This window comes from Streptomyces sp. NBC_01478 (assembly GCF_036227225.1).
GTDB lineage: Bacteria > Actinomycetota > Actinomycetes > Streptomycetales > Streptomycetaceae > Streptomyces.
The window spans coordinates 4,542,686-4,561,683 of the sequence record NZ_CP109444.1 but is presented as its reverse complement, the minus strand read 5'-3'; the positions used below and the strand labels follow the sequence as shown (position 1 = coordinate 4,561,683).

Below are 18,998 nucleotides of genomic sequence, written 5' to 3'. Positions count from 1 at the left end.
CAGCCGATGAACCGCGGTCGCGCCACCCTGCTGTTCCTGTTCCTGCTGTTCCCGCTGACGCTGCTGGACGCCGGCGGCCTCCCCGCCGCCGTCACCGTCGCGCTCGCCGCGACCGCCACCGCCCTCACCGTCCGCGCCCTCCTCACCGCGCGCCGCGCCCCAGCCGTACCGCCCGCCCGGGTCCGTACGGCCATCCGCGACCGGGCCCGCCGTACGGCGTTCCTGCCCCAGCGCGACCCCGACGCCTCGGGCCGGCCACGCCCCCGAGCCCCCGGACACACCCTCCGGACGACCACCGCGTAAGGCATTCCCGCGCGGGTCGTCGCATCGCCATGCCCCACTCCGGCACGACGAGACCCACGGAGGGCTCACCCATGTCCGTTCTCACCCGCACCGTCGGCCAACTGGCCGACCTGCTCCACCCGTTGTTCGGTACGACCGCGGTCGCCGCCGCGATCGTCCTGTTCACGGTTCTCGTACGACTCCTCGTCCATCCCCTCTCCCGGGCCGCCGCGCGCGGACAGCGGGCGCGGGCACAACTCCAGCCGCAGATCGCCGAGTTGCGGAAGCGGTACGCGAGGCAGCCCGAGAAACTGCGGGCGGCCGTACTGGAGTTGCACACCGACGCGAAGGTGTCACCGCTGTCCGGGCTGCTGCCGAGCCTGCTGCAACTCCCGGCCTTCTTCCTGCTGTACCGGCTGTTCTCCGGCGGGGGCGACGAACTGCTGTCCCACCGGCTGTTCGCCGCGCCGCTCGACGGCCACTGGGCCGACGCCCTCGCCGGGGACGGGGTGTTCGGGCCGGCCGGGCTCGTCTACGTCGGGCTGTTCCTCGTCGTCGCCGCGGTCGCGACCTTCAGCTACGTCCGTGCCAGGCGGACGGCGGTCGACGACAGCACCGTCGCCCGGGTGCTGCCGCTCATGTCCTTCCTCACCCTCGGCACCGTGGCCGTCGTACCGCTCGCCGTCGCGCTGTACGTGACGACCAGCGCGGCCTGGACCGCGGTCGAACGGGCCCTGTTGCGGAGCTGAGCGGCGCGGTGCCGGTCCAGTCCGTGAACCGGGTATTGCGGACTGGACCGTGAGCTTGGAGGATCGGCCAGTCATCCGATGGCTGCACCCATCGGTCGACGGCCCGCACGATCGATGGAGATGGTGAACATGAAGCTGCTGCGAGTCGGTACGGCAGGGGCGGAGCGGCCCGCGCTGCTCGACGCCGAGGGGACCCTGCGGGACCTGTCCGGCATCGTCCCGGACATCGACGGGCCGCTGCTCGCCGACACCGCCGCGCTCGGCCGGATCCGCGCCGCCGCCGACGCCGGGGAGCTGCCCGCGCTGGACGCCGACGGGCTGCGGGTCGGGCCGCCGCTGGCGCGGATCGGCAAGGTCGTGTGCATCGGGCTGAACTACCACGACCACGCCCGCGAGACCGGCGCGGAGCCGCCCGCGGAACCCGTCATCTTCTTCAAGGCGGCGGACACGGTCGTCGGGCCGTACGACACCGTGCTCGTCCCCCGCAAGTCCGTGAAGACCGACTGGGAGGTCGAACTGGCGGTAGTCATCGGACGTACGGCCCGCTATCTGTCCTCGCACGAGGAGGCGCTCGCGCATGTCGCGGGGTACGCGGTCGCCCATGACGTGTCCGAGCGGGAGTTCCAGATCGAGCGGGGCGGGACGTGGGACAAGGGGAAGAACTGCGAGACGTTCAACCCGCTGGGGCCGTGGCTGGTGACGGCGGACGAGGTGCCGGACCCGCAGGCGCTGTCGCTGAAGCTGTGGGTCAACGGGGAGTTGAAGCAGGACGGGACGACCGCGGAGCAGATCTTCTCGGTGGCTGAAGTGGTGCGGTACGTCAGCCAGTTCATGACCCTGTACCCCGGGGATGTCATCAACACCGGTACGCCGGCGGGGGTTGCGTTGGGGCAGCCTGAGCCCAAGCCGTTCTTGCGGGCCGGGGATGTTGTGGAGTTGGAGATCTCGGGGCTTGGGCGGCAGCGGCAGGAGTTCAAAGACGCCTGAGGGGCGAGGGGTTGCGGTTGTTTGGCGGGTGCGCGTCCGGTTGTGGCTGGTCGCGCCCACGCGGCGGAGCCGCATATCGATGCAGCCCCGCGCCCCTGAGGGGCAACTGTCGCTCAGCCCAGTAGAGAAGCCAGCCTGCGCCAGGCCTCGCGTGGCAGCTCCTCGCGCGTGTTGCCGTCCACCACCTGTAGGGCCACGTGGTCCGCGCCCGCCGCTCGGAAGTCGTCGATGCGGGCGCGGATTTGAGCGTCCTCGCCCCACGCGAACACCGCGTCCACCAGGTGGTCGCTGCCGCCGTCCGTGAGGTCGGAGTCCGTGAAGCCGTTGCGGAGGAAGTTGGCGGTGTAGTTCGGGAGGGCGAGGTAGGGGGAGAGGGCCTCGCGGGCCAGGGTGCGGGCGCGGGTCGGGTCCGTTTCCAGGACCACCTTCAACTCCGGGGCCAGCAAAGGGGTTTCGCCCAGGATCTCGCGGGAGCGCGCCGTGTGCTCCGGTGTCACCAGGTACGGGATCGAGCCCGCCGCGCGGTCCCGGGCCAGCTCGATCGTCCTCGGGCCCAGCGCGGCGAGGAGGCGGCGCCCGGCGGGTACCCCGGCGGTGTCCAGGGCGTCCAGATGGGCGACCAGGGCCGAGTACGGGCGGCGGTACCCGTCGGTGTTCTTGGCGTGGGCCACTCCGAGGCCGAGCAGGAAGCGGCCCGGGTGGGCCTGCTCCAGTTCGGCGAAGCTCGCCGCGCTCTCGGCCGCCGTGTACTGCCAGATGCTCTGGATACTGGTCCCGACGGCGATACGTGACGTCGCCCCGATGAGCGGGACGGCGTTGCGGGCGCTGCTGCTGCCACCCAACCAGACCGCGCCGTACCCGAGTTGCTCCAACTCCGCCGTGGCCTCCGCCAACTCGCCGCGCCGGGACGGATCTTCCGAGCGCAGACCCGCGCTCCAGATGCCGTACCGGCCGACCGTTTCCTTCAGGGCGTTGCTCATCGGACCCGTTCCCTTCGGTGTCGGACGTGTCGGACAGTCCCAACCGGAGGGAGCCGCCGATTAATTCCGGTCGTCGTCCAGGAACTGCTCCAGCGCCGCCACCACGAACCGGTGGTCCTGCAACTGCGGCAGCCCGCTCACCGTCACCGTGCCGATCACGCCCACGCCCTCGACCCTGATCGGGAACGAGCCGCCGTGGGCCGCGTACTCGTCCGGGTCGAGGCGGGAGGAGTCCTCGAAGGTGCTGCCCTTGGCGCGGAAGCGGGTGCCGACCAGGTAGGAGGCGGCACCGAAGCGCTCGACCACCTTGCGCTTGCGGTCGATCCACGCGTCGTTGTCGGGGGACGAGCCCGGCAGCGCCGCGTGGAAGAGCTGCTGACCGGCGCGCCGGATGTCGATGGCGACCGGCGCCTGGCTCTCGCGGGCCCGTTCCACGAGCAGGGAACCCAGCGTCCAGGCGTCGTCGTAGGTGAAGCGCTGGAACACCAACCGGCGTTCCTGTGCCTCGAGTTCCTCCACCGTCGGGGTGATCTCCGGGGCGATCCGCTGGGTGATCGCGGGCTTGTTCTGGGTCACAGGGTCACCGTCACTCCGTCGCGGGCGCTGCGGCGCGCGGCTTCCAGTACGTCGAGGGCGGCGGCCGCCTCCAGCGCGGTCACCGGGTTGGGGGTGCCGTCACGGAGGGCGGCGGCGACGGCCGCGTAGTACGCGGGGTAGTCGCCGGGGAGGGTCGGCTCGGGGCGGCCGCCGCCGGTCAGCGGGGACTCGCCGGCGCCGACCCGGCCGTAGAGGGATTCGGACTCCTGGCCCCAGTTCTTCTCGGTGCCGGGGCGCCTGCCGTCCCGCAGGTCCGCCTCCTGGGGGTCCAGGCCGTACTTCACATAGCCCGCCTTGGAGCCCAACACCCGGAAACGCGGGCCGAGTTGGGCGGTGGTCGCGGAGACGTACAGGTGCGAGCGGACGCCGTTCGTGTGGGTGATCGCGAAGAACGTGTCGTCGTCCGTCTCCGCGCCCGGGCGGCGGACGTCCGACTCGGCGTACACGGAGGCCGCGGGGCCGAAGAGGGTCAGCGCCTGGTCCACGACATGGCTGCCGAGGTCGTAGAGCAGACCGCCGATCTCCGCGGGGTCGCCGGACTCGCGCCAGCCGCCCTTGGGCTGCGGGCGCCAGCGCTCGAACCGGGACTCGAAGCGCCATACGTCGCCCAGCTCGCCCTCGGCCACCAGCTTGCGCAGGGTCAGGAAGTCGTTGTCCCAGCGGCGGTTCTGGAAGACGGAGAGGAGGAGGGAGTGCTCCTCGGCGAGCGCGGCGAGTTCGCGGGCCTCGGCGGCGGTGCCGGCGATCGGCTTGTCCACGACGACCGGGAGGCCGGCCTTCAGCGCGGTGGTCGCGAGTGTGACGTGCGTCTTGTTCGGGGACGCGATGACGATCAGGTCCAAGTCGTCGGCGCGGGCGAAGAGTTCGTCGGGGGTCGCGGCCGTACGGACGTCCGGGAACTCCGCGCGGGCCTGTTCCTGCCGCTCCGGGTTCGACGTGACCACCGTGTCGAGCGCGAGGCCCTCGGTGGCGGCGATCAGCGGGGCGTGGAAGACGGAGCCCGCGAGGCCGTAGCCGACGAGGCCGACGCGGAGAGGTGTGCGAGTCGTGCGTCCAGTCATGCCCTCCACTTTGGCAACGCTGTTGCCAAAGTGCAAGTGGTGGGGAGAATGGGGGTGTGAACAGTGCGCGGGGTGGGAGCGGAGTCGGATCGACGGTGGGTGCGGTGGCTGCGGTGGCTGGGGCGAATGCGATGGGTGTGGCTGGTGTGGCGGGAGCGATGGGTGTCGTAGGGGCTGTGGGGGCGAATCTGCTCGCCGTCCGCAGTCACAACACCGCGCTGGTCCTCGACCTGCTGCGGACGGCCGGCCCGGACGGGATCAGCCGCCTCGAACTCGCAGACCGCACCGGGCTCACCCCGCAGGCCGTCAGCAAGATCACCGCTCGGCTGCGCGACTCCGGCCTCGTCGCGGAGGCGGGCCGGCGCGCGTCCACGGGCGGGAAACCGCGCACGGTCCTGAGGCTGGTCCCGGAGGCCGGGCACGCGGTCGGGGTGCATCTGGACCGGGACGAGCTGCGCGTGGTGCTGGTCGATCTCACGGGTGCGGTGGTGGGGGAGCGGGGTGCTCCGCTGGATCTGGGGGCGGGGGCCGGGGTTGTGGTGGAGGCGGTGGGGCGGGAGGTCGAGGAACTGGTCGGGGAGGTGGCGGTTCGGGGGGCGAACAGGCCGGCCGGGGGAGTGGGTGTGCGGGTCGGTGTCGGCCCGGCGGTTGTTGATACGGAGGCTGCCGACAGGGCGGCTGCCGGTACGGGGACTGCTGGTGCGGAGGCTGCCGGTACGGAGGGCGCCGGTACGGAAGTTGGCGGTACGGAAGTTGGCGGTACGGAGGGCGCCAATACGGGGACTGCCAGTTCGGGGACCGCCGATACGGCGGCGGCTGCCCCGGTGCCCACCGTGCGCCCAGCCATATCGCTCCTGCTCGGTGTCGGTGTCGCGCTTCCCGGGCCCCTCGACCACATCCACGGCGTCCTGCACCGGGTCACCGGCTTTCCCGAGTGGGACGGGTTCCCCCTGCGGGACGCGCTCGCGCGGCGGCTCGGGGTGCCGGTGGTCGTCGACAAGGACACGAACGCCGCCGCGCTCGGGCTGGCCGTCGGCGGGGAGGGCGGAGCGTTCGCCTATCTGCATCTGGGGACCGGGCTCGGTGCCGGGCTGGTGATCGGCGGGGGTGTGCACCGGGGGGCGCGGACCGGGGCCGGGGAGTTCGGGCACCAGGTGATCCAGTTGGACGGGCCGCCCTGCGACTGCGGGAACCGGGGCTGTATCGAGGCCCTGTGCCTGGCCGCCGTGGCGCGCGGTGACGTCGGTGAGGCGGCGCGGGTGCTCGGCGCGGGCGCCGCGAACCTCGTGGGCCTGCTCGACATCGACCTCGTGCTGTTGGGTGGCCGTACCGTCGCCGCCGACCCGGAACCCTTCGTGCGCGGAGTCGCCGCCGTCCTCGACGAACGCGCCCGCCGCGAGGGCGCCCGCGAGGCCGCCGTACCCGTACGGGTCGCCCCCGGCGGGGCGCGGGGTGTCGCCGAGGGGGCGGCGCAGTTGCTGTTGGGACCGCTGTTCGGGCGGGCGGACGGGTAGGCCGTCCGGGAGGGGGTGTCCTGAAGGGGGTCCTGGAAAAGTGGGACACCTCTCCGCGATCTGTGGCACTTCCGCCGAACAGCGGTCCCGCCGCGCCCGTTCGAGGCATTCGTGGCCCGCCACCGGCACGGCACCCCCGATCCACAGCCCCCGTCCGGCACGCTCATGTGCTTATGCGACTGCCCCTGAGTCCGCGCATCCCACTGCGCACACCCCTGTCCCTCTGCCTCGCCGCAGCCGCCCTCCCTCTCTTCACGGCGATGACACCGGCCCACGCCGCCGACCCCACCCCCACCTGTGCCGCCCCCGGCTCCCGTACCTTCCCCCTCACCACCCGCATCCACGACGGCCCCGACTCCTACGACGCCGGCGGCGGCTACGGCACCTGGTATCTCGACCTCACCAACACCACCGCCCGCCGCTGCACCGCGATCCACCCGGTCGTCGTCCTCGTCGACCGGCAGCGCGCCCTGAAACCGTCCCAGCCCAGACTCGACTTCTACGACGGCACCGACCCGCGCCCCCATCCCGTCCGCTTCAACAGGACCGACGAGGCCGAACTCGTGGGCGCCTTCGACGACGGCTTCCCCGGTTTCACCGTCGGCCCCCGCGAGACCCTCACGGTGAAGGTGCGCCTCGCCCTCGCCCCGGACGCCGTGGCGAACGAGATCACCGCCGACGCGGCCGTCGTACAACGCCATGCCGACGACGGGGACTGGATCGGCCAGTCGAACGACTACCGCTTCGACGTGGCGGCGGCCGACCCCGCCGACCTCGAAGCGGCCCCCACCTCGGCCGCCTCCCCGGCCGCCACTCCCGCCCCCTCCTCCACCGCATCGCCCCCCGCCGAGGACCTCTCCTTCACCGACGAACTCGCCCGCACCGGAATCGGCACCGCACACCTCGTCCTCGCCGCCACGTCCGTCCTCCTCGTCACCGCCGGCGCCCTGCTGGCCCGGAGGCGCCGATAACGCGGGCCCGCCCCTTCTGCGACCATCTCCGCGTGGACTACCCGAACGACCAGGCCCCCGGCGCCCCCGTCCGCTCCGGCATCCCGGAGCACGGCCGCATCCCCAAGTACTACGCGGTCAAGGCCCAGATCGCCGCGCTCGTCGACGAGTTGGGGGAGGGCAGCCCGATCCCCACCGAGCGCGACCTCACCGAGCGGTACGAGGTCGCCCGCGAGACCGTACGGCAGGCGCTGCGCGAACTCGTGCTGGAGGGCAGGCTGCGCCGGCAGGGGCGCGGCACGGTCGTCGCGGGGCCCAAGCTGGAACAGCCGCTGTCCCTGGCCAGCTACACCGAGGGCGTACGACGACAGGGGCGCACCCCGGGCCGTAGCCTCGTCACGCTCGACCGCTTCCCGTGCTCCGCCGCGCTCGCCGCCGAGACCGGACTGACCCGCGGCGAACCCGTCTGGCACCTGGAGCGCGTCCTGCTCGCCGACGACGAACGGGTCGGCCTCGAGAGCACCTACGTCTCCGTCGCCCGACTCCCGCACCTGGACACGGACTTCGAGCCCGACTCCTCCTTCTACGGCTACCTCGCCGCCCGCGGCATCCGCTTCGGCGACGCCGACGAACGCATCGAGACCGTGCTCGCCACCCCGCGCGAGGCCCTCCTCATCGGCACCCCGCCCGCCCTCCCGATGCTGCTGATCCACCGCGTGTCACGGGACACGGAGGGGCAGCCGCTGGAACGGGTGCGGGGCCTGTACCGGGGCGACCGCTTCTCGTTCACCAGTCACCTGACGGAAGTCATCTGACCGATGTCACCCGACGGAAGTTGCGTAACTAATTGATAACGGGTCTAGCCCAAACGTGCCCGCGTCGGTCAGGCTCGCAGCGTGAGAGTGACAGTGGTCGGCGGCGGCGTGGTGGGCACCATGCACGCCTGGCAAGCAGTGGAACGCGGCCATGAGGTCGTACAGATCGAGCGCGAGACGGAGGCCCGCGGCGCGTCCTTGCGCAACTTCGGGCAGATCTGGGTGAGCGGTCGCGCGGGCGGGGCGGAACTCGAAACAGCCCTGCGGGCAAGGGAGTTGTGGGAGGAGATCGGCGCCCGCGTCCCCGGGCTCGGCTTCCGGGCCAACGGCTCGCTGACCCCGGTCCGGGGCGAGCGCGAACTCGCCGTCGCCGAGGCCGCCGTGGCCCGCGAGGACGCCGCCGCCCGCGGCTACCGGCTCCTCACCCCCGCCGAGGCCCGCGCCCTCAACCCCGCCCTGCGCGGCGACTTCACCGCCGCCCTGCACTGCGAACGGGACGCGGCCGTCGAACCCCGCACCACCCAACTGGCCCTGCGCGCCGAGCTGTTGAAGTCCCCGCGCTACACCTTCCTGCCGGGCCGCGAGGTCCGCGAGGTCGTCGGCGAGCACGCGGTACGCGACGACCACGGGGACGTGCACGCCTCGGACACGGTGATCCTGTGCACGGGCGCCTGGCTGTGCGGGCTCGTCCGCGAACTCGCCGGGCCCGAACTCCCCGTCCGGCGCGTCCGGTTGCAGATGATGCAGACCGACCCGCTCGGCGAACCGCTCACCACCTCGGTCGCCGACGCGGACAGCTTCCGCTACTACCCCGCCTACCGCGGCCCCGCCCTCGACCAACTCGCCGCCCGGCAACCGCAGTCGCCGACCGCCGCCGCCCACGCCATGCAACTCCTCATGGTGCAGCGCGCCGACGGCGGCCTGACCATCGGCGACACCCACGAGTACGAGCACCCCTTCGCCTTCGACACCACCGAGGACCCCTACGACCATCTCGCCGAGGTCGTCGAGTCGTTCCTCGGCCGTCCCCTCCCGAAGATCCGCCGCCGCTGGGCCGGCGTGTACGCGCAGTGCACCGACCCGGCCCGCGTCGTCCACCGCCAACAGGTGCGCGACGGCGTGTGGTTGGTCACCGGGCCCGGCGGACGCGGCATGACCTGCTCCCCGGCGATCGCCGAAACCACCGCGAACGAACTGGACTGGTGAGCCACCCATGAACCCGGAAATCCGTCTCGTCGTCCTCGACATGGCCGGCACCACCGTCGCCGACGACGGCCTCGTCGAGGAGGCCTTCACGGCCGCCGCCCGGCACCTGGGCGAAGAGCCCGCCACGATGCTCGACCACGTCCGCGCCACCATGGGCGAGTCCAAGATCTCCGTCTTCCGGCATCTGTTCGGGACGGAAGGGCAGGCTCAGGAAGCCAACAAGGCCTTCGAGGCGGCGTACGCGGAACTCGTCGACGGGGGCAGGATCGCGGCCCTGCCCGGCGCCCGCGAGACCGTCGAGCTGCTCAAGTCCCAAGGCCGCACCGTGGTGTTGACGACCGGCTTCGCCCGCACCACCCAGGACGCGATCCTGGCCGCGCTCGGCTGGCAGGACCTCGCCCACCTCACGCTCTGCCCCGCCGACGCGGGCGGCCGGGGCCGCCCGTACCCGGACATGGTCCTCACCGCGTTCCTGCGTACGGCGGTCGCGGAGGACGTACGGCAGCTAGCCGTCGTAGGCGACACCTCGTACGACATGCTCAGCGGGGTCCGCGCCGGGGCGGGTGTCGTCGCCGGGGTCCTGACCGGAGCGCACCGGCGCGCCGCGCTGAGCGAGGCCGGAGCCACCCACGTCCTGGGCTCGGTGGCCGAACTGCCCACGCTGCTCGCGGACTTGTAGCCGCAGGCTCAGATCAGCTCGACCAGGTCGGCGATGGACTCCACGACCTTCGTGGGCCGGTACGGATAGCGCTCCACATCGCCCCTGGTCGTCAGCCCGGTGAGCACGAGGAAGGTCTCCATCCCCGCCTCCAGCCCGGCCAGTACGTCCGTGTCCATCCGGTCGCCGATCATGGCGCTGCTCTCCGAGTGCGCGCCGATGGTGTTCAGCGCGCTCCGCATCATCAGCGGGTTCGGCTTGCCGACGAAGTACGGCTCCTTGCCGGTCGCCTTGGTGATCAGCGCGGCGACGGATCCGGTGGCCGGCAGGGCGCCCTCGGGCGAGGGGCCGGTGTTGTCGGGGTTGGTGGCGATGAACCGGCCCCCGTCGTTGATCAGCCGGATCGCCTTGGTCAGGGCCTCGAAGGAGTAGGTCCTGGTCTCGCCGAGGATCACGAAGTCGGGGTCGGAGTCGGTCAGCACGTACCCCGCGTCGTGCAGGGCCGTCGTCAGCCCGGCCTCGCCGATGACGTAGGCGGTGCCGCCGGGATGCTGGTTGTCCAGGAACGCGGCGGTGGCCAGGGCCGAGGTCCAGATGTTCTCCACCGGAACTTCGAGACCGATCCGGTTCAGCCGGGCGTGCAGGTCACGCGCCGTGTAGATCGAGTTGTTGGTGAGGACCAGGAACGGACGGCCCTTCTCCCGCAGCGTCTTGATGAACGCGTCCGCACCGGGCACGGGGACGCCCTCGTGCATCAGTACCCCGTCCATGTCGGTGAGCCACGATTCGATGGGCTTGCGCTCTGTCATGGCCACCATGCTATGCACTGCGGCCTCCCCCTCCCCCATACGGAGCAATCGGGCCCCGCCAGGGATGCGTGGCCGGGTGACCAGGAGGAGTCTCCAGATATCTGGAGGTTCACGATGGGTTCACTGAAAGTCACACTCTGTACGGGTGCCGCGCTGTTCCTCGCGACGCTCACCCCGACGGCGTACGCGGCGGACGGCGGCACTGTCTCGGTGACCCCCGCGTCCCCCGCCCCCGGCGCCGACGTCGCCCTCAAAATCAGCGGCTGCGCCGGTACGACGGGCTCGGCGACGTCGGACGCGTTCGTCGCCGACGCCAAACTGGTCGGCACGGCCGGCACCCTCGCCGGCGAGACCCGGGTCCGCGGCTCGCTGGAACCGGGCAGCTACGACGTGAAGATCACCTGCGGCAGCGTGACGGTGAAGGGCGCGATCAAGGTCGTGGAGAACGGGTCGCAGTCCCCGACGGCGCCGCCCGCCTCGCCCGTCGCCCCCGTCCACGCGGGCGGCGGTGGTACCGCGCATCTCGCGGCCGCGGACGCCCGCGCGGCCGGTCCCGGTACCGCGCACGCGGTGGTGGGGCTGTTGCTGGCCGGTGTCGCCGCGGCGGCCGTGGCGCTGCGCAGCGCCCGCCGGAGCCGCAGGACGGGCTGACCGGCCATGTTCGATCACGACCGACCCGCCGAGCACGAGCGTTCCACCGGCACCGGGCGGCTGCTGACCGGGGTGGCGTGGGCCGTGCTGCTGCTCGGGCTGTGGCTGTGGGGGCAGGACCTGACCGACATACGGCTCGGCATATCCGCGCCGACAACCGGTGACGTGGCGGCGGTCGGCCGCCCCCCTGAGGCCGAACTCCCGCCCGCGGCAAAGCCGTTGGCCGACGCGCTCCCACAACGCGTCGACATTCCCCAACTCGCCGTACAGGCACCGGTGGTGGCCCGCGGCCTCGACGCGCAGGGTGCGATCGACCCCCCGCCGTTCGACCAGGCGGGCGTGGTCGGCTGGTACGGCAACGGAGTCCGGCCCGGGGCCGCCGGCACCGCCCTGCTGGTCGGCCACGTCGACACCGAGACCCGCCCCGCCGTCTTCTACAAACTCAGCACGCTACGGCCCGGCCAGACCGTCCGGGTCATCCGCGACGACGGCAAGGTGGCCGAGTTCACCATCGACGACGTACGCGTCCTGACCCGCGCCCGCTTCGACGCCCAACAGGCCTACGGCACCCGGCAGTCGGGCCGCGCCGAACTCCGCCTCATCACCTGCGGCGGCACCTTCGACCGCGGCAGCCACAGCTACACGGCGAACGTGATCGTCTCCGCCTACCTCACCGGAACCGGTCTCTGACACCACCTGGCCCGGCCGACGACCCGCTCCCCCCGGAAGCCGTCGACCGGGCTGGTCCTCGACCGCGCACGCACGGGTTGCGGGAGTAACCCGGCGGACGACGCGGGAGGTCTGGGAAACCCCATGGTGGAGGATGACCGGCCGGGGGCCAGGGCCGTTCGAATCGACTGTAGAACGAATGAGCGCCCCGGCCTAGAGGGCGAATGACGCCATGCCCCGATGTGGTAGCTCCCTGTCATATGCACAGGTGGTTCACGGTTCTACGGCACCCTCGACCCGGCGTCGCCCAGGCCTTCGGCACGCGGCCGCAAGACGTCACACGCGGGAATCACGCGGATCCGTCGTGGACAGCCTTGTGCGCACGTTGTCGAAGTGCATCCTTATGGCGTTCTCGGCACGTTTCGCATCCCCGGACCGGACCGCGTCGAGGATCTCCCGGTGCTGGCGGCAGGTGACGTCGGGGTCCTGCGGGCCGGCCGCGAGATCGGTGTGGACGCGGTGGAAGGCGTCCCAGAACGCTTCGAGGACCTCGCTCAGCAGCGCGTTGTCCAGCCCCCGGTAGAGCGTGGCGTGAAAGGCGCGGTCGGTGGCCGCGAGCCCCACGCCCTCGGCCGCCTCCCGCTCCATCTGCCGTACCAGCGCGTCCAGTTCGACGAGATCACGCTCCGGCAGCCGCCCCGCGAGCCGGGCGACGAGCCCCGACTCCACCGCCTCCCGCAGTTCGAGCAACTGGAGCAGGCTGTCCTCGCCCCGGTAGTGCCCGACGACGGTACGGAACGCGAGCCCCTCGACCATCGGCGCGAGCGACATCGGGCCGACGTACGTCCCGAACCCGTGCCGGATCTCGACGATGCCCATCGCCTGGAGGGCCTTGAGCGCCTCGCGCACCGAGTTCCGGCTGGCGCCGAGAAACACCATCAGCTCGGGCTCGGTCGGCAGCGGGGCCCCGGAGGACAGCCGACGGTCGAGGATGAGCTTCTTGATCCGCTCCTGCAGGTCACGGGCTGTCATGGCCAGAGGGTAACCGGCCAAACGGGGCGAGACCTGTGTTCCGTCCGGACGGATGTCCCGGCCATGCGAAAGGCCCCCCGCACTGCGGAGGGCCTCCGGCGTCGCGAGGGGGTGTGGGTGGCGGAGCCCCCACCGCGCACGGCGAAGCCGTGCAGAAAAGACGATGGCGAGGCACGTTCGCGCTTTCTGCGAACGGGCCCCGCCATCGTCATCGTGCGCCGCCAGGGACTCGAACCCCGGACCCGCTGATTAAGAGTCAGCTGCTCTAACCAACTGAGCTAGCGGCGCGCGTGTTGACCTGCACAACTCTACCGGACGTCCGGGGGTGCTCCCGACCACCCCCGGACGGGCCCGGGCGGGGCCGCCGTACATCATTCGGACCGTCAACATGCGAGTCCGGAAGACAGTTGAGAAACTGACGGACGTGCACGAGCGCGGATATTTCCACCTGGAGTGTGAGGGGCATCGCATGGAGACTCCGGTATTCGAGGAATTCGATCCCGCGAGCGATTGCGACTGCGCCGGATGTGTTCACCGGCGGCGCGCCCCGACGCATTCCCCGACCGGCCGCACCGGCGGTCTCCCCGCCGCCCAGCGGGTCCTCGTCGTGGCGTCGGCCGCGTCCGCCGCCCTCGCCGCCGGGCATGCCGTACCGGCGGCGGCCGCCCCGCACACCCCGGCCCGGCCCGGCGTCTTCGCAGGTGAAACGGGTGACCCGGGCGACGAACCCGCCACCCCGCAGGGCGGCAAGACCCCGCTGCACGGCCCGAGCGGGACACCGGCGAAGCCGTCCGGCGTCCTCAAGGCGCCCACGACCACCCGCGCCGAGATCATCAACCGGGCCAAGACCTGGATCGCGGCGCAGGTGCCGTACAGCATGAACGCGTACTGGTCCGACGGTTACCGGCAGGACTGTTCGGGGTTCGTCTCGATGGCCTGGGGACTGCCGGGGAACGAATGGACCGGCAGTCTCGACCAGTACGGGGAGCGTATTTCCAAGGACGAACTCCAGCCCGGCGACATTCTGCTGTTCCACAATCCGGTGAACCCCGAGAAAGGCTCGCACGTCGTCATTTTCGGCGGCTGGACCGACTACACGCACACCTACTACATCGCCCTGGAGGAGACCCCGTCGCACGCCCGCCGCCAGTCCACCCCGTACGCGTACTGGAGCCACTCGGACAACTATGTCCCCTACCGCTACAAGGGCCTGACGGGCGGTACGGACGGCGTCACCCCGGTGACCCCGGCGACTCCGGTGACCCCGGCCGGTACGGTCACGGCGAAGACGGGGTATCCGGGAGCGTCGTATTTCGGCCCCGGCGCCAGCAACAAGTACGTCACCCGGCTCGGCACGATGCTCGTCGCCCGGGGCGCGGGCGCCTACTACACCTCCGGTCCCGGCCCGGTCTGGTCGGACGCGGACCGCCGGGCCACCCAGGCCTTCCAGCTCGCCCAGGGCTGGACCGGCGCGGACGCCGACGGCCTGCCCGGTCCGGCGACCTGGGAACTGCTCGTCACCGGCAAGGGCAGGAACATCGGCGGCGCGGCCGTGGGAGCGGCGGGCCCGCCCGCCCCCGCCTCGCACGGCGTCCCCGGCTACCCGGGCAGGGCGATGTTCCGCCCCGGCGCGACCAACAAGTACGTCACCCAGCTCGGAAAGCAGTTGGTCAAGAAGGGCTTCGGCAGGTACTACACGACCGGCCCGGGACCGCGCTGGGGCGAGCCGGACCGGCGCAACGTCGAGGCCTTCCAGCGCGCCCAGGGCTGGCGCGGCGGCGCGGCGGACGGCTACCCGGGCCCGGAGACCTGGCGCCGCCTCTTCTCGTAAGCACACGCATCACCCGCTCGTCCCCACCCGTTGTGACGCATCTGGCGCGGAGGCTGGAGGCAACCATGAGTACGACGACCACATCACAGACGCCCGAGAACAACGAGGGGCCGCCCGAGGGACAGACCCGTCCCGCGCGGCTCATCCAGAACGAGGCGACCACCGAGATCCCCGTCCACCTGCTGTTCCGCGACGAACCCGACCCGGTGTCGGTGCCGCTGAGACCAGCCGTCGTAGCGCGCAGACAGGGCACCGGCGAACAGCCGCGCTTCCGCCGCCCCCTCCCGGCCAAGCCGCGCCCGGCCCCGCAGGTCGACCCCGAGCTGGTGGAGCGCCCCGCCCGGGTGCTGCCCGGCACGGCGGGCGTGCTCGCCGGTTCCTGCGGACTGGCCGGCTGCCTCGCCACCTCGTGGTGGGCGGGCGTCCTGCCCCCGCTCGCGACCGAGGCGCTACGGCTGCCGTTCTACGCCGGTGCCGGCCTCGGTCCCGCGCAGTGGGCCGCGTACGCCGGGGCCGGGGCGCTGGGGCTGTTCGGCTTCGGCGGGCTGGCCCGGGGCCGTACCGGACAGGCCTGGGTGCTCGGCCTGTTCGGGCGGTACCGGGGGACCGTCCGGCGCACCGGTCTGATGTGGGTCAACCCGCTGCTGCTGCGCCGCCGGGTCGACGTACGGTTGCGGCACTGGCGCGGTGAGCCGATGCCGGCGGCCGACGCGAACGGGGTGGCGCTACGGGTCGTCGTGCTCGTGGTGTGGCGGGTGCGGGACACCGCGCGGGCCACGCTCGGGGTCGAGGACCACGAGACGTATCTGCGCGAGTGCGTGGAGGCGGCGCTGGCCCGGGTGCCGGTGGAGCCGCCGGGCGGCGGCGCGAAGGGCGCGGCCGACCTGGCCGTCGACGCGCTGACCCGACTGGTCGCGGCGGACTCGGCGCCGGTCGGCATCGAGGTGTTCTCGGTGCGGCCGGTGCGCGTGGAGTACGCCCCGGAGGTCGCCGCCGCGATGACCCGCCGCCGTATCGCCACGCTGGACGCGCAGCAGCGGGCGACGATGCTGACGTCGGTGGTCGACTCCGTGGAGGACACGGTGACGCGGCTGACCATGCGCGGGCTGGTGGAGCTGGACGACTACGAACGCAAGGTGCTGGTGAAGGACTTGACGGTCGCGTTCTGCTCGGGGCGGGGAGAAGCCGCGCCGTGAGCGGTATGGACACGGTCAAGTAAGGGCAATAATCTGGGACTTGGTCTAGACCTGCACGGCTCACGGAACTCCCCACACGTTCTCCAGGAGCGGCAGCATGCGCAAAAAGACCAAGTGGTACGCGGGCGTGCTCGGGCTCACCACGGCCGGGGCCATCGTGCTCTCGTCCGGGGCCGCGAGCAGCCACGGCTACACCGACCTCCCCATCAGCAGGCAGAAGCTCTGCGCCAACGGCACGGTGACCAACTGCGGTGACATCCAGTACGAGCCGCAGAGCGTCGAGGGCCCCAAGGGCTTCCCGGCGGCCGGCCCCGCCGACGGCCAGATCTGCAACGGCGGGATCAGCCGCTTCGCCCAACTCAGCGCACCGAAGGCCCCGTCGGGCACCGCCTGGCCGACGACCAAGGTGACGGGTGGTCAGTCGTACACGTTCCGCTGGCAGTTCACGGCGATCCACGCGACGACGGACTTCAAGTACTACGTCACCAAGGCGGGTTGGAACCAGAACCACAACCTGGCCCGCTCCGACCTCAACACCACCCCGTTCCTCACCGTCCCCTACAACGGCCAGCGCCCCTCGTCGTCCACCATCTCCCACAGCGGCACGCTCCCGTCCGGCCTCTCCGGTCACCACGTGATCGTCGCGGTGTGGACGATCGCGGACACGACCAACGCGTTCTACTCCTGCGACGACGTCACGTTCTGAGCGTGAGGTTCTGAGCATTGCTTGAGACAGTCCGGCATCCCCCGGGGGTAGGTTCCCTCCACCAAGCGGTACTTGACCTCGGGGGACACCATGGAAGCGCTGTTCTACATCGCGCCACTGCTCATGATCGCCGTCGTGGCGCTCGGCGCGACCGCCGTGATCCGCCGCTCGCGCCAGGTCAACAGCGCCTGGAGCAGCGGGCTCACGGCCGAGGCCCGCTGTCTGCGGACGTACACGACGACCAGCGGCGGCGCCGGGGACACCATGGTGTCGACGACGCTGCACCACGTCTACGAGTTCACGACGCGCGAGGGCCGTACGGTCAGGTTCGAGGAGCGCAACGGGCCGGGCACCACCCTGGAGGGCGACATCGTCACCGCCTACTACGCGGCCGATCACCCCGAGCGGGCCACCGCCCACGCCCCGTCCCGCGGGAAGCTCGCGGCGGGCGCGGGCTGCATGCTGGTGTTCTTCGGCGTGATCGTCGCCTTCTGCGTCTTCTTCATCCTCGTGGCCCACAAGATGTTCGACATCATGGGCTCGTAGTCTCCATATCTGACGGTACGTCAACTACCCTGCGCCCCCATGGAGTCCAGCAGGCGTACCGTCGCGGAACTCGTCCAGGCGCGGTGGGGCGACCACCGCCCGGGGCTGTGGTGCGGGCAACAGGTGTTCACCCACCACGAGATGGCGGCCGGCGCCGCGGCCAGGGCGGCTCTCCTCGCGGACCTGCTGCCGCCCGGTGCCGCGCCCCATGTCGGCGTGCTGCTCGACAACACCCCCGAATATCCCCTGTGGTTGAGTGCGGCGGCCCTCGCGGGCGCGGCCGTCGCCGGCATCAACCCCACCCGCCGAGGCCCTGAGCTGGCCCGCGACATCCTGCACACCGAGTGCCGGGTACTGGTCACCGAGCGCGCCCATCTCCCGCTGATCGAGAACCTCCAACTCCCCGGCGTCCACGTCCTGGTGACGGACACTCAGCCCTACGGCGACCTGCTCGCCCCGTACGCGGACGCGCGCCCTTCCGCCTTCTCCCGCGCCACCCCGGACGACCGCGTCCTGCTCTACTTCACCTCCGGTTCCACCGGCGCCCCGAAGGCCGCGATCTGCACCCAGGGCCGACTGGCCGCCGCCGGACGCTCGCTGGCCGACAGCTTCGGCGTCCTCCCGGGGGACGTGCACTACATCTGCATGCCGATGTTCCACGGCAACGCGGTGATCGCCGACTGGGCACCGGCGCTGGCGGCCGGGGCGGGGGTGGCGCTGCGCCGCAGGTTCTCGGCGTCCCGCTTCCTGGACGACGTACGGACGTACGGGGCGACGTACTTCACCTATGTCGGCCGGGCGGTGCAGTACATCCTGGCCACCGACGAACGTGCCGACGACCGGGACAATCCGCTGCGCATGGGCTTCGGCACGGAGGCGGGCGCGGTGGACGCGGCGGCGTTCGAGCGGCGGTTCGGGGTGCGGCTGGTGGAGGGGTACGGGTCCTCGGAGGGCGGGGCGGCGGTGCAGTGGTCGCCGGGGACACCGTCCGGGGCGGTGGGGCGGGCGGCGCCCGGGCTCGCCGTACTCGATCCGGAGTCGTGCGAGGAGTGCCCGCCGGCGGTCTTCGACTCGGCCGGCCGACTGCTCAACGGGGAAGAGGCGATAGGGGAGTTGGTGAACCGCGGCGCCAACCCCTTCGAGGGGTACTGGCGCAATCCGGCGGCGGACGCGGAACGGCGCAGGGCGGGCTGGTACTGGACCGGCGACCTCTTCTACCGGGACACCGACGGCTATCTCTACTTCGCCGGCCGCACCGACGACCGCCTCCGCGTCGACAGCGAGAACCTCGCCGCCGCGATGATCGAGAACATCCTCTCCCGGTACCCGGGCGCCGACGCCGTGGCGGTCTACGCGGTACCGGACCCGGTGACCGGCGACCAGGTCATGGCGACCATCGCCGGGCGCTTCGACCCGCTCGACTTCGCCGAATTCCTGCTGACCCAGCCGGACTTGGGGACGAAGATGGCACCCCGGTTCGTGCGGGTGGTGGAGCGGATGCCGGTGACCGCGACCAACAAGATCCATCGGGCGGGGCTCAGGCGGGAGGGGGTCGTATGCCCGGATCCGGTGTGGTGGCGGCCGCCGCGGGAGGCGGCCTACCGGCGACTGACCTCCGAGGACGCCGAAGGGCCCCTCGTCGGAACGAGGAGCCCTTCTTTGGTGCGCCGCCAGGGACTCGAACCCCGGACCCGCTGATTAAGAGTCAGCTGCTCTAACCAACTGAGCTAGCGGCGCATGACTCACGCCTTCCGCTGGA

At 71.8% G+C, this 18,998-nt stretch carries 20 protein-coding genes and 2 tRNA genes; 15 read left to right on the top strand and 7 right to left on the bottom strand.

What is annotated here, in order from left to right:
- Positions 1-6 precede the first annotated feature (6 nt).
- From OG223_RS20455 to OG223_RS20445, 3 genes are all read left to right on the top strand, one after another.
- A complete protein-coding gene (locus tag OG223_RS20455) occupies positions 7-303 on the top strand; it encodes a DUF6412 domain-containing protein (RefSeq protein WP_329250489.1) in 297 nt (98 codons plus the stop codon).
- 71 nt (positions 304-374) lie between these two features.
- Positions 375-1,031, top strand: coding sequence for a membrane protein insertase YidC (gene yidC / locus OG223_RS20450; RefSeq protein WP_329250486.1), 657 nt, complete (start codon positions 375-377; stop codon positions 1,029-1,031).
- Between the two features lie 129 nt (positions 1,032-1,160).
- Entirely contained in the window at positions 1,161-2,018 is an 858-nt protein-coding gene (locus tag OG223_RS20445) for a fumarylacetoacetate hydrolase family protein (RefSeq protein ID WP_329250482.1), read from the top strand.
- A gap of 113 nt (positions 2,019-2,131) precedes the next feature.
- On the opposite strand, the gene OG223_RS20440 is transcribed toward OG223_RS20445, so the two are convergent.
- From OG223_RS20440 to OG223_RS20430, 3 genes are read right to left on the bottom strand one after another with little or no spacing between them, the layout of a single operon-like run.
- A complete protein-coding gene (locus OG223_RS20440; protein WP_329250480.1) occupies positions 2,132-2,998 on the bottom strand; it encodes an LLM class F420-dependent oxidoreductase in 867 nt (288 codons plus the stop codon).
- Positions 2,999-3,058: 60 nt separating this feature from the next.
- Positions 3,059-3,574: a heme-degrading domain-containing protein gene (locus tag OG223_RS20435; RefSeq protein WP_329250478.1), complete on the bottom strand. Its 516-nt coding sequence runs from the start codon at positions 3,572-3,574 to the stop codon at positions 3,059-3,061.
- A complete protein-coding gene (locus tag OG223_RS20430) occupies positions 3,571-4,656 on the bottom strand; it encodes a Gfo/Idh/MocA family oxidoreductase (RefSeq protein WP_329250475.1) in 1,086 nt (361 codons plus the stop codon). Before OG223_RS20430 ends, OG223_RS20435 begins: the two co-directional genes overlap by 4 nt.
- Before the next feature lie 131 nt (positions 4,657-4,787).
- On the opposite strand from OG223_RS20430, the gene OG223_RS20425 reads away from it, so the two are divergent.
- The 5 genes from OG223_RS20425 to OG223_RS20405 all read left to right on the top strand — a co-directional run bounded on the left by OG223_RS20425 (position 4,788) and on the right by OG223_RS20405 (position 9,820).
- Positions 4,788-6,170: an ROK family transcriptional regulator gene (locus OG223_RS20425; RefSeq protein WP_329250472.1), complete on the top strand. Its 1,383-nt coding sequence runs from the start codon at positions 4,788-4,790 to the stop codon at positions 6,168-6,170.
- 173 nt (positions 6,171-6,343) lie between these two features.
- The gene (locus OG223_RS20420) at positions 6,344-7,141 is read left to right on the top strand and encodes a hypothetical protein (RefSeq protein WP_329250469.1); all 798 of its coding nucleotides are present in this window, start codon (positions 6,344-6,346) and stop codon (positions 7,139-7,141) included.
- A 32-nt stretch (positions 7,142-7,173) separates the two neighbouring features.
- Complete coding sequence (locus OG223_RS20415; protein WP_329250465.1) at positions 7,174-7,935, top strand: GntR family transcriptional regulator; 762 nt, start codon at positions 7,174-7,176, stop codon at positions 7,933-7,935.
- Between the two features lie 81 nt (positions 7,936-8,016).
- Positions 8,017-9,141: a TIGR03364 family FAD-dependent oxidoreductase gene (locus OG223_RS20410; protein WP_329250462.1), complete on the top strand. Its 1,125-nt coding sequence runs from the start codon at positions 8,017-8,019 to the stop codon at positions 9,139-9,141.
- Positions 9,142-9,148: 7 nt separating this feature from the next.
- A complete protein-coding gene (locus tag OG223_RS20405; protein ID WP_329250459.1) occupies positions 9,149-9,820 on the top strand; it encodes a phosphonatase-like hydrolase in 672 nt (223 codons plus the stop codon).
- A gap of 8 nt (positions 9,821-9,828) precedes the next feature.
- On the opposite strand, the gene OG223_RS20400 is transcribed toward OG223_RS20405, so the two are convergent.
- On the bottom strand, positions 9,829-10,608 hold the full coding sequence (locus OG223_RS20400; RefSeq protein WP_329250457.1) for an HAD-IIA family hydrolase: 780 nt from the start codon (positions 10,606-10,608) through the stop codon (positions 9,829-9,831).
- A 114-nt stretch (positions 10,609-10,722) separates the two neighbouring features.
- On the opposite strand from OG223_RS20400, the gene OG223_RS20395 reads away from it, so the two are divergent.
- Together OG223_RS20395 and OG223_RS20390 are read left to right on the top strand one after the other, a co-directional pair.
- Positions 10,723-11,259 (top strand): hypothetical protein, encoded by a 537-nt coding sequence (locus OG223_RS20395; protein WP_329250454.1) that lies wholly within the window; start codon positions 10,723-10,725, stop codon positions 11,257-11,259.
- A gap of 6 nt (positions 11,260-11,265) precedes the next feature.
- The gene (locus OG223_RS20390) at positions 11,266-11,949 is read left to right on the top strand and encodes a class F sortase (protein WP_329250451.1); all 684 of its coding nucleotides are present in this window, start codon (positions 11,266-11,268) and stop codon (positions 11,947-11,949) included.
- A gap of 315 nt (positions 11,950-12,264) precedes the next feature.
- Here the strand turns inward: OG223_RS20390 and OG223_RS20385 are convergent, their stop codons facing one another.
- Both OG223_RS20385 and OG223_RS20380 read right to left on the bottom strand, forming a co-directional pair.
- Positions 12,265-12,960: a FadR/GntR family transcriptional regulator gene (locus OG223_RS20385; RefSeq protein ID WP_329250448.1), complete on the bottom strand. Its 696-nt coding sequence runs from the start codon at positions 12,958-12,960 to the stop codon at positions 12,265-12,267.
- Positions 12,961-13,174: 214 nt separating this feature from the next.
- Positions 13,175-13,248 (bottom strand) — tRNA-Lys (locus OG223_RS20380).
- 181 nt (positions 13,249-13,429) lie between these two features.
- Here OG223_RS20380 and OG223_RS20375 point away from each other — a divergent pair.
- The 5 genes from OG223_RS20375 to OG223_RS20355 all read left to right on the top strand — a co-directional run bounded on the left by OG223_RS20375 (position 13,430) and on the right by OG223_RS20355 (position 18,937).
- Positions 13,430-14,791: a peptidoglycan-binding protein gene (locus OG223_RS20375; protein WP_329250446.1), complete on the top strand. Its 1,362-nt coding sequence runs from the start codon at positions 13,430-13,432 to the stop codon at positions 14,789-14,791.
- A 65-nt stretch (positions 14,792-14,856) separates the two neighbouring features.
- Positions 14,857-15,987, top strand: coding sequence for an SPFH domain-containing protein (locus tag OG223_RS20370; RefSeq protein ID WP_329250443.1), 1,131 nt, complete (start codon positions 14,857-14,859; stop codon positions 15,985-15,987).
- Positions 15,988-16,084: 97 nt separating this feature from the next.
- Positions 16,085-16,693 (top strand): lytic polysaccharide monooxygenase auxiliary activity family 9 protein, encoded by a 609-nt coding sequence (locus OG223_RS20365; protein ID WP_329250440.1) that lies wholly within the window; start codon positions 16,085-16,087, stop codon positions 16,691-16,693.
- A 90-nt stretch (positions 16,694-16,783) separates the two neighbouring features.
- Positions 16,784-17,239, top strand: a complete 456-nt coding sequence (locus OG223_RS20360) for a DUF3592 domain-containing protein (protein WP_329265396.1) — start codon at positions 16,784-16,786, stop codon at positions 17,237-17,239.
- A gap of 39 nt (positions 17,240-17,278) precedes the next feature.
- A complete protein-coding gene (locus OG223_RS20355; protein WP_329250437.1) occupies positions 17,279-18,937 on the top strand; it encodes a long-chain-fatty-acid--CoA ligase in 1,659 nt (552 codons plus the stop codon).
- On the opposite strand, the gene OG223_RS20350 is transcribed toward OG223_RS20355, so the two are convergent.
- Positions 18,900-18,976 (bottom strand) — tRNA-Lys (locus OG223_RS20350). The two genes, OG223_RS20355 and OG223_RS20350, sit on opposite strands and share 38 nt — an antisense overlap.
- Positions 18,977-18,998: the final 22 nt, after the last annotated feature.

What these genes read in the sequence shown, in the direction of transcription:
- OG223_RS20455 (WP_329250489.1), top strand. Translation starts at nt 7, where the DNA reads ATGAACCGCGGTCGCGCCACCCTGCTGTTCCTGTTCCTGCTGTTCCCG.
- yidC (WP_329250486.1), top strand. Translation starts at nt 375, where the DNA reads ATGTCCGTTCTCACCCGCACCGTCGGCCAACTGGCCGACCTGCTCCAC.
- OG223_RS20445 (WP_329250482.1), top strand. Translation starts at nt 1,161, where the DNA reads ATGAAGCTGCTGCGAGTCGGTACGGCAGGGGCGGAGCGGCCCGCGCTG.
- OG223_RS20440 (WP_329250480.1), bottom strand. Translation starts at nt 2,998, where the DNA reads ATGAGCAACGCCCTGAAGGAAACGGTCGGCCGGTACGGCATCTGGAGC.
- OG223_RS20430 (WP_329250475.1), bottom strand. Translation starts at nt 4,656, where the DNA reads ATGACTGGACGCACGACTCGCACACCTCTCCGCGTCGGCCTCGTCGGC.
- OG223_RS20425 (WP_329250472.1), top strand. Translation starts at nt 4,788, where the DNA reads ATGGGTGTGGCTGGTGTGGCGGGAGCGATGGGTGTCGTAGGGGCTGTG.
- OG223_RS20420 (WP_329250469.1), top strand. Translation starts at nt 6,344, where the DNA reads ATGCGACTGCCCCTGAGTCCGCGCATCCCACTGCGCACACCCCTGTCC.
- OG223_RS20405 (WP_329250459.1), top strand. Translation starts at nt 9,149, where the DNA reads ATGAACCCGGAAATCCGTCTCGTCGTCCTCGACATGGCCGGCACCACC.
- OG223_RS20400 (WP_329250457.1), bottom strand. Translation starts at nt 10,608, where the DNA reads ATGACAGAGCGCAAGCCCATCGAATCGTGGCTCACCGACATGGACGGG.
- OG223_RS20395 (WP_329250454.1), top strand. Translation starts at nt 10,723, where the DNA reads ATGGGTTCACTGAAAGTCACACTCTGTACGGGTGCCGCGCTGTTCCTC.
- OG223_RS20390 (WP_329250451.1), top strand. Translation starts at nt 11,266, where the DNA reads ATGTTCGATCACGACCGACCCGCCGAGCACGAGCGTTCCACCGGCACC.
- OG223_RS20385 (WP_329250448.1), bottom strand. Translation starts at nt 12,960, where the DNA reads ATGACAGCCCGTGACCTGCAGGAGCGGATCAAGAAGCTCATCCTCGAC.
- OG223_RS20375 (WP_329250446.1), top strand. Translation starts at nt 13,430, where the DNA reads ATGGAGACTCCGGTATTCGAGGAATTCGATCCCGCGAGCGATTGCGAC.
- OG223_RS20370 (WP_329250443.1), top strand. Translation starts at nt 14,857, where the DNA reads ATGAGTACGACGACCACATCACAGACGCCCGAGAACAACGAGGGGCCG.
- OG223_RS20365 (WP_329250440.1), top strand. Translation starts at nt 16,085, where the DNA reads ATGCGCAAAAAGACCAAGTGGTACGCGGGCGTGCTCGGGCTCACCACG.
- OG223_RS20360 (WP_329265396.1), top strand. Translation starts at nt 16,784, where the DNA reads ATGGAAGCGCTGTTCTACATCGCGCCACTGCTCATGATCGCCGTCGTG.
- OG223_RS20355 (WP_329250437.1), top strand. Translation starts at nt 17,279, where the DNA reads ATGGAGTCCAGCAGGCGTACCGTCGCGGAACTCGTCCAGGCGCGGTGG.